Source organism: uncultured Marinobacter sp. (assembly GCF_947259545.1).
Classification (GTDB): Bacteria; Pseudomonadota; Gammaproteobacteria; order Pseudomonadales; family Oleiphilaceae; genus Marinobacter.
This window is the reverse complement of sequence record NZ_CAMYMK010000002.1, coordinates 677,829-689,818: the sequence shown is the minus strand read 5'-3', so window position 1 is coordinate 689,818 and position 11,990 is coordinate 677,829. Positions and strand designations below refer to the sequence as shown.

General features: G+C 57.8%; 15 protein-coding genes. 5 read left to right on the top strand and 10 right to left on the bottom strand.

Annotated features, from left to right (window positions below; all coding sequences use genetic code 11):
* Positions 1-2 precede the first annotated feature (2 nt).
* Both Q0Y21_RS03360 and Q0Y21_RS03355 read right to left on the bottom strand, forming a co-directional pair.
* Positions 3-539: a DUF4136 domain-containing protein gene (locus Q0Y21_RS03360; RefSeq protein WP_297791532.1), complete on the bottom strand. Its 537-nt coding sequence runs from the start codon at positions 537-539 to the stop codon at positions 3-5.
* A 72-nt stretch (positions 540-611) separates the two neighbouring features.
* Positions 612-1,217 (bottom strand): YigZ family protein, encoded by a 606-nt coding sequence (locus Q0Y21_RS03355; RefSeq protein ID WP_297791530.1) that lies wholly within the window; start codon positions 1,215-1,217, stop codon positions 612-614.
* Positions 1,218-1,229: 12 nt separating this feature from the next.
* Here Q0Y21_RS03355 and Q0Y21_RS03350 point away from each other — a divergent pair, with 12 nt between their 5' ends.
* Positions 1,230-1,448 carry a hypothetical protein gene (locus Q0Y21_RS03350; protein ID WP_297791528.1) on the top strand — a complete coding sequence of 73 codons (219 nt, stop codon included), beginning with the start codon at positions 1,230-1,232 and terminating at the stop codon, positions 1,446-1,448.
* Here Q0Y21_RS03350 and Q0Y21_RS03345 read toward each other — a convergent pair.
* Both Q0Y21_RS03345 and Q0Y21_RS03340 read right to left on the bottom strand, forming a co-directional pair.
* Positions 1,407-2,726 (bottom strand): HAMP domain-containing sensor histidine kinase, encoded by a 1,320-nt coding sequence (locus tag Q0Y21_RS03345; RefSeq protein ID WP_297791526.1) that lies wholly within the window; start codon positions 2,724-2,726, stop codon positions 1,407-1,409. The genes Q0Y21_RS03350 and Q0Y21_RS03345 overlap by 42 nt on opposite strands.
* Complete coding sequence (locus Q0Y21_RS03340) at positions 2,723-3,409, bottom strand: response regulator transcription factor (protein WP_297791524.1); 687 nt, start codon at positions 3,407-3,409, stop codon at positions 2,723-2,725. The genes Q0Y21_RS03345 and Q0Y21_RS03340 overlap by 4 nt, the downstream gene beginning before the upstream one ends.
* 161 nt (positions 3,410-3,570) lie before the next feature.
* On the opposite strand from Q0Y21_RS03340, the gene Q0Y21_RS03335 reads away from it, so the two are divergent.
* Together Q0Y21_RS03335 and Q0Y21_RS03330 are read left to right on the top strand one after the other, a co-directional pair.
* Complete coding sequence (locus tag Q0Y21_RS03335; RefSeq protein ID WP_297791522.1) at positions 3,571-4,737, top strand: GNAT family N-acetyltransferase; 1,167 nt, start codon at positions 3,571-3,573, stop codon at positions 4,735-4,737.
* Positions 4,738-4,822: 85 nt separating this feature from the next.
* Entirely contained in the window at positions 4,823-5,488 is a 666-nt protein-coding gene (locus Q0Y21_RS03330) for a hypothetical protein (RefSeq protein WP_297791520.1), read from the top strand.
* Here Q0Y21_RS03330 and Q0Y21_RS03325 read toward each other — a convergent pair.
* The 3 genes from Q0Y21_RS03325 to Q0Y21_RS03315 are packed head-to-tail and all read right to left on the bottom strand — an operon-like array spanning position 5,485 to position 7,660.
* Complete coding sequence (locus tag Q0Y21_RS03325; RefSeq protein ID WP_297791518.1) at positions 5,485-6,822, bottom strand: nicotinate phosphoribosyltransferase; 1,338 nt, start codon at positions 6,820-6,822, stop codon at positions 5,485-5,487. The two genes, Q0Y21_RS03330 and Q0Y21_RS03325, sit on opposite strands and share 4 nt — an antisense overlap.
* Positions 6,823-6,844: 22 nt before the next feature.
* Entirely contained in the window at positions 6,845-7,396 is a 552-nt protein-coding gene (locus tag Q0Y21_RS03320; protein ID WP_297791516.1) for an isochorismatase family protein, read from the bottom strand.
* 48 nt (positions 7,397-7,444) lie between these two features.
* Positions 7,445-7,660, bottom strand: a complete 216-nt coding sequence (locus tag Q0Y21_RS03315) for a dodecin (RefSeq protein WP_297791514.1) — start codon at positions 7,658-7,660, stop codon at positions 7,445-7,447.
* Positions 7,661-7,771: 111 nt separating this feature from the next.
* On the opposite strand from Q0Y21_RS03315, the gene Q0Y21_RS03310 reads away from it, so the two are divergent.
* Positions 7,772-8,542, top strand: coding sequence for a DUF3750 domain-containing protein (locus Q0Y21_RS03310; protein ID WP_297791512.1), 771 nt, complete (start codon positions 7,772-7,774; stop codon positions 8,540-8,542).
* Here the strand turns inward: Q0Y21_RS03310 and Q0Y21_RS03305 are convergent.
* From Q0Y21_RS03305 to Q0Y21_RS03295, 3 genes are all read right to left on the bottom strand, one after another.
* A complete protein-coding gene (locus Q0Y21_RS03305; RefSeq protein ID WP_297791510.1) occupies positions 8,530-8,841 on the bottom strand; it encodes an AzlD domain-containing protein in 312 nt (103 codons plus the stop codon). The two genes, Q0Y21_RS03310 and Q0Y21_RS03305, sit on opposite strands and share 13 nt — an antisense overlap.
* Positions 8,838-9,593, bottom strand: coding sequence for an AzlC family ABC transporter permease (locus Q0Y21_RS03300; RefSeq protein WP_297791508.1), 756 nt, complete (start codon positions 9,591-9,593; stop codon positions 8,838-8,840). The genes Q0Y21_RS03305 and Q0Y21_RS03300 overlap by 4 nt, the downstream gene beginning before the upstream one ends.
* A 70-nt stretch (positions 9,594-9,663) precedes the next feature.
* Complete coding sequence (locus tag Q0Y21_RS03295) at positions 9,664-10,206, bottom strand: hypothetical protein (protein ID WP_297791506.1); 543 nt, start codon at positions 10,204-10,206, stop codon at positions 9,664-9,666.
* 606 nt (positions 10,207-10,812) lie between these two features.
* Here Q0Y21_RS03295 and Q0Y21_RS03290 point away from each other — a divergent pair.
* On the top strand, positions 10,813-11,913 hold the full coding sequence (locus Q0Y21_RS03290) for a Glu/Leu/Phe/Val dehydrogenase (protein WP_297791504.1): 1,101 nt from the start codon (positions 10,813-10,815) through the stop codon (positions 11,911-11,913).
* Positions 11,914-11,990: the final 77 nt, after the last annotated feature.

Here is an 11,990-nt window from a genome sequence, read left to right as displayed (position 1 = left end):
GCTTAGTCCAGCCCCGGAGGATACTTGGAAAACATTTCGGCCACCACTTCGTCGATCAGCTCACGGCGATACTCCGGAGACTGATCTTCATTCAGGTAGCGCCGGCTGGCCGCTCGCCAGACCACGCGTTGCGTGCTGGTGTCTGCCAGCTCAATCACCAGTTTGCCTTCCTGAACTTCCCGTACCGGCGGTGCGGATGAGATCGCCCAGCCAAAGGGACTGTTGCCAAATCCCAAGCCAAATCCCACGCCGTAACTTTCGAGTCGCTCTTCTTCCACGATCTCCCAGGCCACCAGCAGGTCCGCTTCGTCCGCGCTCACCTTCTTCATGGCCTTGCGATTCAGCTCACGTTCCACCGCGTCGCGTATGCGACTGCCATCCAGTGACACCATGGGCTGGCCCTCGTCAAGCTCATCCGCAAACGCCCAGGAGGAATAGTTCCCGAACACGGCCGCGGAATCATAATCCGTCACTACGTTACTGGCGCAGCCGGCCAGCGCCAACATCAGAAACGATGCAATCATCATCCGAATAGTCATAGCGAACCTCCTTAAGATTGCCTTTAAGGTAGTATACGGACACTTGACGCTCGGAGATGTAACAACCGTTCCCTACCTGTCAAAACGGTAATCCAGCTTCTGGGCATCGCAGAACCCCCGGAATTGCTCACCGCGATCGGTCGGCACCAGTAGTCGGGCGGTTACCGCCGAACCATACTCGATGGACTCCACCACGGCATCATTGGTTTCACACCAGTGCCGCAGCGGCTGCTCATCGGCGAAGCTCATAGTCACAACAGCCGCATCCATCGACCGTTGTACCACACGATCCACTGACGACAACACACTTTCCGCTGCTCCCGCATAGGCCCTGACCAGGCCGCCAGCACCGAGTTTGATGCCGCCGAAATAACGGATCACCATGACCAGGACATCCCCCATGTCCTTGTGCTGAATCACATTCAGGATTGGTTTTCCGGCGGTTCCCGACGGCTCACCATCATCGTTCATGGCGGCTTCAGCGGCCGAACCGGGGCGACCTATCTGGTAGGCCCAGCAAATATGGCGGGCATCCGGGTGGTCTTTATGAGCCTGATCCAGCCAGTCTTTGACCTCGTCCCTGGAGCTCACTGGAGCCACCCTTGCGATAAAGCGGCTCTTCTTCACTTCTGTTTCCCGCTCGAGGTATCCTGCCGGAACAGGGTAATCTTTTTTCATGGAAACCGACCTATGGCCTCTGAAGACGAACATGACAGCCCGGGTACAGCGAAACCGGCAAAAATCAGGAAAGCCGCCTGCGGAATCCGGTTTGATGAAGAGGAGCTACAGGAAGGCATCGACTTTTCCGGCGCTGCCGACCTGAAGCCCGCGGATGAGGGCCTGGAAGACAGCAGTGAACCAGAATCCTCAACCCGCCGCAAACACCGGAAGGCGAACCAGAACCCGTAAGCCGCCCCGCTCCCCGGGTGACGCTGCAATCTCGCCGTCGTGAGCAGCAACAATGTCCCTGGCGATAGCCAGCCCCAGCCCCCAACCTTTGCCGCCCCGGGATTTGTCAGCCCGGAAGAACGGCTCAAACAGGTGAGGAAGCAGTTCCGCGGTGACGCCAGGCCCTTCATCCTCAATAGCGAGCTCCAGCCATTCGCCGGAAGCCGTCAAATCGATATGTACAGATCGGCCGGGAGGCGTGTGATCAAGAGCATTCTGCAGAACGTTGTCCAAGGCCCGCTGCAACAGTCCTTCATCGCCGAGCACGGATACCGAAGCACCGGCGGGTGAGACAACCAGCTTGCAGTCCACCCCCTGATGCTCTGCGTAATCTGCGGCTTCTTGCAGAACCCGGTTTATGACATTCACGGGCAGCACCGACTCCCGCGCTATGTCGCCTCCGCTTTCGCTGACCCGATACAGCGTCAGAATCTGACCTGTCATCGCTTCAAGTCGCTCATTCTGACGCAGGATGCTGGCCATGAGCTCCTCATCCGCGCCACCCTCGCTCGCCAGCTCAATAGCAATGCGCTGGCGTGTCAGCGGTGTCCGAAGGTCATGGGAGATATCGCGAAGCAGATGATTCTGACGCTCCAGCAAACTGCACAGCTGTTCAGTCATCGCATTGAATGCCGTCGCCAGCTGCCCCACCTCATCCCGTCTCTCCGTGATTCTGGCGCTCACCCTCAGCGAGTTATTCCCCCGGGCGATGGCCTGAGCGGTCGTTTCCATGTGCAGAAGTGGCTGCGAGACCCGACGGGCAATCCACCAGCAAGCCAGGGAGATCATCACAAATGCCAGCCCCAGCTCTATGGCGCGGAAAAATTTCGGGTCCAGCCAGCCGGCACCGTGCATCCGTGGCCACGCCACCAGGCGATAGCCGTCACCAACATCCAGAACCGCAGGCTTCTGGGGATACCAGGCGGATTCCACCCGTTCACGAATGAAAGAGGGGAGCCTGCCGTCGTTTTCCTCCTGTTCAATGAGGATCAGGTGCAATTCTATGCGTTCGCCCTCCGACCTGAGAAAACGCCAGGCCCCACCCCTATCACCAGACTCACGAATTCTTATTGCCTCCTCGGCCAGATCCCGGAGCCCCGCCTGACGTTCGATGGCCTCCCGTTCACGATCCAGAAGCATTCGGGTGGCCAGGTTGCTGACCACCAGAGTCACGGCCATGGCCAACCAGACCGAGAGGAAGATCCGCCAGAACAGCGGAAATATCGTCCGCCGCTTCATGTGGGCACCCGATAGCTGTAGCCCAGGCCACGAACTGTCTCTATTCGGGGAGGATCATCGTTTCCCAGTTTCTTGCGTAAATTACTGATGTGCATATCCAGAGTCCGGTCATGGGCTTCCAGGCGTCGCCCCAGGGCCCACTGCATCAGGTCGGTCTTGCGAACCACACTACCGGCGTGAGCCAGCAAAACCTGCAAAACCTCATACTCGGTGGCAGTCAGATCCAAAGCTGAATCATCCTGGTAGATACGGCGGTGGGCGGGCTCCACCCTGAGGTCACCGTAGGTCCTGGCGACATCCAGTTCCACCGACTGATCCCATGCTATACGGCGCAGCAATGCCTGCAGGCGAGCGACCAGCTCGCGCGGATTGCACGGCTTGGGGATGTAATCGTCGGCTCCGACTTCGAATCCGACAATGCGATCGGTCTCGTCCCCCCGGGCCGTGAGCAGTACAACGGGTAAATGAGTATCCGCACGCAATGATCGCAGCACGTCGAGGCCGCTGATATCCGGCAACATGATATCCAGCACCACAATGTCACAGTTCTGACCGAGGGCCAGCGACAAGCCATCGTTACCATTGGCCGCTTCACGCACGCTGAACCCCTGATTGGTCAGATAGCGCGCCAGCAGCTGCCGTAATTCATCGTCATCCTCGACCAGTAATACCCTGTTCTGCATGTAGGTCCTCCCGATAAACGGCGTTCAGCATAACACGCTGGCCGGCGGTGTCTTTTTGCCCGCCTTTGCTTTTGCATAACCTTTACATCAGAAGGTCAACAGTGATCACATACCGGATTCTGGCGTATGGTATCGGGTAACACCAAGGAGTATTCCCGACCATGCCCGAATCCGGTTACCCGTTCCCACACATTCGAGTCTGCTCATCCATTCACGATGTCCCCGAGGCTGACTGGAACGCTCTGTGCCCCGGCACCTATCCGTTTATCAAACATGGCTTTCTGAAAGCCCTGGAGGATTCGGGCTGCACCTCAACAGCCACCGGCTGGACACCATCACACTTGAGCTTCTGGCTGAGGGATCGTCTGGTTGGCGTCGCCCCGGCGTGGCTGAAATCCCATTCCATGGGGGAATACGTGTTTGACTGGGCGTGGGCCGATGCCTATCGGCGCTACGGAGAGGTCTATTACCCCAAACTGTTGATCGCCGTTCCCTTCACGCCGTGCCAGGGACCCCGGCTGCTGCTGGATGACGCGTTCAGGGCCAGTCTATCGCCGACATTAGTCCATCAATTACTGGACAGCGTTTGTGAGTCCACCGGCGCTCACTCGTGGCACCTGCTGTTTCCCGATAGCGACGATCAGCGCCTGCTGGACCAACCAGGGAGCCTCCACCGCCTCGGCTGCCAGTTCCACTGGCACAACAGGGGGTACCGCTCATTCGAAGCGTTCCTTGGCGAGCTCACCTCCCGCAAGCGAAAATCCATCCGCAAGGAGCGCCGACAGGTTGCAGAGTCGGGGGTGTCGTTCCGCCACTTTTCCGGAACAGACCTACCTGACCAGGTACTTTCGGTCTTCTACTCATTCTATCAGGCCACCTATTTCAAGCGCGGCCAGCGGCCATACCTGAACCAACAGTTTTTCCGCCAATTGTGCGCAACCATGCCCGACCAGTGTCACTTCATCATGGCGGTTAAAGAGGACACAATGATCGCCGGGGCCCTGTTTCTAACAGACCATGACACCCTGTTTGGCCGTTATTGGGGCTGCCTGGAGGAGTACGACTTCCTGCACTTCGAAACCTGCTACTACCAGGGCATCGACCTGGCCATCGAACTCGGTCTGTCCACATTTGACGCCGGCGCTCAGGGCGAACACAAACTGATACGCGGTTTCGAGCCCGTGATCACCCATTCCTGGCATGGCATCCGCCATCAGGGCTTCCGTGACGCCATCCATCGCTTCACATTGGAGGAGGCGGACCACGTCCAGCAGTACTTCGACGACGCCACCAGTGCGCTACCTTTCAGGCAACAGGACACTGGTTAACTATACTGTCCTGTAATATCCCCGATCGCGAATTCCTGATACTTTCGGAACCATCAGTTTCAGGAATCGAAACGAGGCACTACCAATGGATACGGATCAGCTCCTCAGCCTCATTGCCAATGACGGCGCCGCATTTGCCCTGTCTGTCGCAGCAACCATCGTGGCAATACTGACGCTGGCTTATGTGGCCAATGACAAGCGCAGGCAGGATTTTCTGGACAAACAGCTCAAACAACGGACTGAAACCCTGTGGCGCGACATGGACGAGCTGCGTATCAGTCAGTTCAACAGCAGCGACCTTTCCTCGCAGGGTCCGGGCAATCGCGAGTCGGATGCGGACCAGTTCGCGACCGAGAAGGCCGCCTACGAAACGATATGGCCACTGGTCTGGCAACTCCATGATCGTCTCGGCATGTTCCTGCGCGCAGTGGAATCCGGAGAGACCGTCGGGGAACTACGCCTGGAAGCCCGTAACGCCGCACTGGAGGCGCGCAGCGCACTCAATCGCAACCGGCCATTCTGCCACGGAGATGTGGACGAGCTGGTCACCAAGATCATCGACACCGATATCAAGGCGCACCTTGCCGCCTGCCAGTACATGGATCTGCTGAAGGAGTCCGCGACCTCCAACACCACCCATGACCGGAACATCCAGCGCGAAAAGTTCCACATGCTGTATGACGGAGAGGCAAGGGAAATGATCAACCAACTCGTTACCACTATAAGGGAAAGAACCCTCAGGAAAGGCTAGCCCCGGATCCGCTTCAGGGCATCGACCTGCAATGCCCGGAGATAGCGACTGATGACCACGGGAAACGGTTCGGAGGGTTGCAACTCAAGATATGCCGCTGGAAGCGAGCGGATCGCCCTAGCAGCATACTGCGTCTGCTGGTCCAGGGAGTCTATAGCATCCAGCAACACCACCCCGTGTTTCATGACAGGACGCAACAACGGGTCACCATCAAACACCTCTTCCCGGCCACTGATCACATCCAGCTTCATCCGGCCATCCCGGTCATACTGACGGAAAACCTGCTTACCACCGGGAAACGACTGTTTACCCGATGAGTTTTTCATCCGCGGCAGGCCACCATATTCGGTCAACTTGTATGCCAGCTCCAGGGCCGGAGCGTCGTTTGACGCGCCAATGGCCGTCCCCACACCAAAGCCATCAATGGGCGCTCCCTCCGCAACCAGCCGGGAAATTTCATACTCATCCAGACCACCGCTCGCCATGATGCGAACATCCTGCAGGCCCGCCTCGTCCAGTATCGCGCGACAGTCCCGGGCCTCGGCCCCGAGGTCTCCAGAATCCAGCCTGATGGCGCTGATCCGGACATCGGGATTCTGTGCCAGCCAATCGGCGATGCGCCGAACCGCCCGCCGGGTGTCATATGTGTCCACCAGCAACGTCGTACCCGGGTATAGCCGCGCATACACCTTGAAGGCGTCCATCTCATCGGGATACGCCTGGACAAAGCTGTGGGCCATGGTACCGCTGACCGTCAGGCCATAGTCCAGGCCCGCCAGCACATTGCTGGTACCAGCGAGCCCCGCGAGACGAAACGCTCGTGCACTCCGATGGGCCGCATCCACGCCGTGCATTCGCCGCATCCCGAAATCAATTACCGGGCGCTCGCCGGCCGCGAGTCGCACCCTGACCGCCTTGGATGCGAGTACGGTTTCCAGGTGCACATAGTTCATCACCAGACTTTCCAGGATCTGGGCTTCGGCGATAGGTGCCTCTATCTCCAGCAGCGGCTCCTGGGGGAACAGGGGGGTACCTTCCGGGACCGCTCTGATATGTCCGCTGAACCGGAACTTGCCCAGCCATTCGAGAAACTCCGGCTGGAAGCGGTCAAGACTTTCCAGGCGTTTGATATGTTCGCGGGAAAACCTCAGGGTCTCGATGACCGTGGCAACCTGCTGTTGCCCGCAGGCAAGGACAAAATTCCGGTTTTTTGGCAGCTCCCGGAAAAACAGGCTGAATACCGCCGTGTCGTGCATGCCTTCGGCCCAGTAAGCCTGGGCCATGGCAAGCTCGTAGAGATCCACCAGCAGTGCAAGATCTTTCTCATGCACCATGTTGTCAGGCTCCTGCATCCTGTCAGTGTTGCAGCGACACTCCCAGCCCCGCGAGCTCGTCCATCACTTTTGGCGCGCTGTCGCTGTCTACCGCGTAGGTACCGTCAACAATCAGGTTGACCCTGAATCCCAGTTGCACCGCATCGATAACCGACGCACGCACGCACACATCAAGCGCCAGGCCAGCGACATAAAGGGACCCAATACCGTGACGCCGCAGGTAGCTGTCGAGCTGGGTACCATCGAACGCCGAGTAAGCATCCGTATCAAAGGCCGTGCCCTTGCTTACCCGTACGGCTTCGGACGGCAGGTCCATCGCCGGATGAAATTCTGCTCCCCGGGTATCCTGTACACAATGCACAGGCCAAGGGCCACCACGCTGAACAAAACTGACGTGGTCAACAGGATGCCAGTCACGACTGGCAATAATCGCCCAGCCCTCTTGCCGGGCCTTGCTGACCCACTCATTCACGACCGGAAAGATCGCATCACTCTGAGGTACCGCCAGGCTGCCGCCTTCACAGAAATCATTCTGTATATCGACGAGCAGCAGGGCGCATTTATCGGAAGACATAATGCCACCCCCTGTGTACCGGATCCGGACTTCCGGGCGCGGAAAGCGTTAACTGTCCACTATGCGGAAGCCCACTTTCATGACTACCTGATAATGCCCAACCTTGCCATCTGCAATATGGCCGCGGGTTTCGAGAACCTCGAACCACTCCATGTTGCGGACGCTCTTGCCACACTCAGACAGCGCATTCTCGATGGCATCTTCAATGCTTGTTTTCGACGAGCCAACGATTTCCACTTTCTTGTAAACATGATGGTCTGACATACCACCTCCCATTGCATACACTAACTGTTACCTTTGAGCCTAGAAGACGCAACAGAAGCGGGCAAACCCCGGACAGTATTATTATAACTCCCCTCAATCCGGATCCACGAAATGAAACGACCTCTTCGATATTCCGTCTGGTTTGTTGCCGGACTCTTTCTCCTGCTGGCTGGCCCGCTGTTGCTGGCAACCAGCGGGTCCCTGCAAAGCGCGGAAAGCTGGCAAACCGCATCCAGGGACAGTGCCGGCATCTCGCCCCGTCCGGAGGACACCGAAGAAGCCATCATTCAGGTGTACGGAGCCAGGGCCTGGAGCTGGCGTGGGTATTTTGCGGTACACACCTGGATAAGCACCAAGGAAGCCGGAGCGGATCACTACCGGGTTCACGAAGTAACCGGCTGGCGTCGCTATGTGGTCAACACCGGCCCTGGTGACCCTGACCGGCACTGGTATGGCGCCAGACCAACGCTGTACGCGGACATTCGTGGAGAAGAAGCGGAGCAATTGATTCCGGCCATCTACGAGGCGGTCGCATCCTACCCCTTTCCGGAAGAGTATGAAGCCTGGCCCGGCCCCAATAGCAACACGTTCGTGGCCTGGGTCATCCGCGAAGTGCCAGGACTGGAAGTAGCACTGCCAAACCATGCGATCGGTAAGGACTACCTGGGCGACAGGGTGATCGCCAAAGTTCCGGGCGGCACCGGCTATCAATTCTCACTGGGTGGTTATTTCGGTGTGCTGGCGGGTGTCCGGGAGGGGGTTGAGTTGAATGTCTTGGGTTTATCACTGGGGATAAACCCACTGGGCCTGGGCATCAAACTGCCCGGTGTTGGCGAACTGTCCTTGCGCAACACCAACCCGATGCCAGCCTACACCAGATAACGAACCAGTCCAGCCGCCACAATGCCGGCTGCAATGGCCGGTAGCGGCTTGCGCAAGGCCAGCATAAGCGCTGCGGTCACAGACAATGCAGCCACCGCACCGGCGTCGCCACTGAACGCCATGGGAACGATGATCGCAATCAACACCGAACTGGCCATGGTATTGATAAAGCTCTCGATTCGGGGGCTGATCCGCACGAAGGACATGACAAACACGCCACCAAATCGGGTAGCCAGAGTCACAACTGTCATGATTGCAATCAGCGCCAGGATACCGGTAGTGGTTGTTTCAATGGTCATGGGACGGCGCCATCCTCTGCCTCGGCAGACTCATCGGATGCTTCGGCGTCCTGTTTCTCCAGCCAGAAGAAGCCAACAGCACCACCCGCCAGCGCCCCCACCACAACGTGGGTATTGGGTGGCAACCAACGCCAGGCTGCCAGAGATGCCAGCCCGGCAACCGTCCAGGCCACCAATACCCTCGGGGATTTTTTGCCCCCCAGGGCCATTGCCAACAGGAAGCAACCGAGCACCATATCCAGCCCCAGGCTTTTGGGATTCTGCAATAACCCGCCAAAGTAGACGCCCAGCCAGGTTCCGACAATCCAGGCCAGCCAGAGCACCAGCCCACCACCCAGAATGACTTCCAGGTTACGCTTGCCATTCTGGTAATCCTGGGCCGATACGGCCCAGTTGGCGTCCGTCAACAACAGCAGCAGGCTATAACGCCTGCCCGGGGAGACATCCTTCAGCATCGGATAGAGGGAGGCCCCCATCAACAGATGACGGGAATTGATCGCAAACACCACCGCCACCAACGGCAGAACTGACACTTCGTTGCCCCACATTTCAATAGCCGCAAACTGGGAGGCCCCGGCGAATACCGTGGTACTCATCAGTATGGCGTCCAGGGGCGGCAGGCCTTTCTGCGTGGCAGCCAAACCAAAGGCAGCACCGAATGCCACCACAAACAAGGAGATGGGGAACAGACGAAAAAACTCCAGACGCACTTTGCGCGCCTGGAGTCTATAAGAATAGGAAGCGACAGACATCCAATGAAACTAAGGCAGATACCCCGACATGCGTATAGGTAAATGCCGAAGCCCTCGTTCGACGCCGTCGTTAATGCACCACGTGAATCTTGCCATCGGCCCCTGCCAGCGGGTTGTTAACACTACTGCCTTCACCCTGCAGTTCCGCTTCCGGGTGATTCAGGGCCATCAACTCTTCCATTTGTGCCACATGTTTCTTCGGCACATCCACCATGACCAGGTAGCGGCCCGCTTCGATATCACCATGGAACTTCCTTATCCGGTAATTCTCGGTACTGATACCACCGAAGCCGCCCAGCCAGCCACCAGCGACAATCGCAAATGCCCCCATGGCGACGTAGGCCGCCATCGGCCATTCAAGACCGCCCCACAGGGCCAGTGGAACCACAAAAAACAGGGCGAACAATGCCCCGATCAGCATTCCACGCTCGACAAACCTCGGCAGGTCGGTCTTGTCCAGCACACTGGCAGAGTGCAGACGGTGGGTGTAAAGACCTGCTTCATCTTTACTGACGATGTGAAATCGCCAATCCGTAACACCACGTTGGTGGAGATCATCGGAAATACTCTGAACACTGTCGATGGAATCCACCAGATAAAATAGCCGTTTCATAATTCCCCCTTCACTCATCACAGGTGGAGCGAAACTATGACTTGATTATAAAACAACCAACCCCCGTTCCTCTGTATTGCTCAAATCGATTCAGGATAAGCAGGCTCCTGATATGGCAAATTCCTCTAACGGCCTTTTTTCCACTTAACACAGAACTTTGTAAGGGCTTTACCGTGACGCGTTGTGCTGAAACGCAAAATTGAAGTTGACGTTTACGTCAAAAGAAATTAGTTTATTTTCCGTCCAGCCCCAAAAGGGCTTTCCCCAACCGGGAAACATGGGCACTTGAAATCAAACCGCCGGCCACAAGCCGGACGACAAGAACAATACATCCACTCATGCCGCGACCCGGCGAGTCGGAAGAGGATTTCAACATGTTCAATTCCGCACTTTCAGCGGACAAGCCTCTCCTGCACGCGCAGCCAGAACCCTCCCCGGTTCCCGGCAATTATCCCTGTGACACTCTGCTCAACTCTGTAATCGCTGCTGCCCTCAGGCATATTCTGACATCAACCATTTGCCAGTGCTGCTGTCTAATTCCTAACAAAACCGGTTACCGCAGACCCCAAAAGGGTAGCGGTGGCCTTCAGAGAGAGGTGAAACGCCATGAACGTATTCAGCCATCCCGAGTTCGATAACCACGAACACCTGTCCTTCTTCTGCGATCCGGAATCAGGACTCAAAGCCATTGTTGCCATTCACAATACCTCCCGGGGACCTGCTCTGGGTGGTTGCCGCATGTTCCCGTATGCCAGCGACGAGGAAGCCGTGTGGGATGTCCTGCGCCTGTCCAAGGGGATGACTTACAAATCCGCCCTGGCGAACCTGGATCTGGGTGGAGGCAAGTCCGTCATCATCGGTGACCCGCGCAAAGACAAGACAGAAACGCTGATGGAGGCCATGGGCCGCCACCTGGAAAGCCTGGGTGGCCGATACATCGCGGCCGAGGATTCCGGCACCAGCGTGCCCGATCTGAAGGTCATGGGCAGACATACCCGCCATGTGGCCGGGATTTCGCAGCACATCGGCTTCGACGGTAAGCCCAGCAATGGCGATCCCTCACCGGCCACGGCCTACGGCACCTTCATTGGCCTGAAAGCAGCCGTAAAACATAAACTTGGCCGGTCCGACCTCAAGGGACTCAAGGTAGCCATCCAGGGCATCGGAAACGTGGGCTTTCGCCTCGCCCGACACCTGAAAGAGGCCGGAGCCGAGCTGTGGGTCTACGATATCCACGCCGACAACATGCAACGAGCCATTGATGAACTGGGTGCCAAACCGGCCACCGCAGAGGACATCCTGTTTCTACCGGTGGACGTGGTTGCCCCGTGTGCCATGGGCGCGGTGTTGAACGATGACAGCATTCCCCAGATCAAGGCCACTGTCGTCGCCGGCGCTGCCAACAACCTGCTGGAACGCCCGGACCACGATCAGGCACTGATGGATCGCGGCATTCTCTATGCTCCGGATTTCGCCATCAATGCCGGCGGCATCATTGATGTCTCCTACGAGCGAACCGGTGCACCCCCTGAGACGGTCTGCGCCCATGTAGAAACCATCGGCGACACGCTGAACGAAATCTTTACCCGCTCCGACCGCAGCGGCACACCCACCGGGGCCATTGCCAACGAACTGGCCGAGGAGCGGTTCCGCAAACACTCCGCCCGCGCCGATGCGATGTCGGAACATCTGGCCCATGCCGGGTAATACACCGGGGCCATGTCTTTGAGGCCGCGAGCCATTCGCGGCCTCTGCTTCCCCAACAAAAACAAGTACCAAGCAGG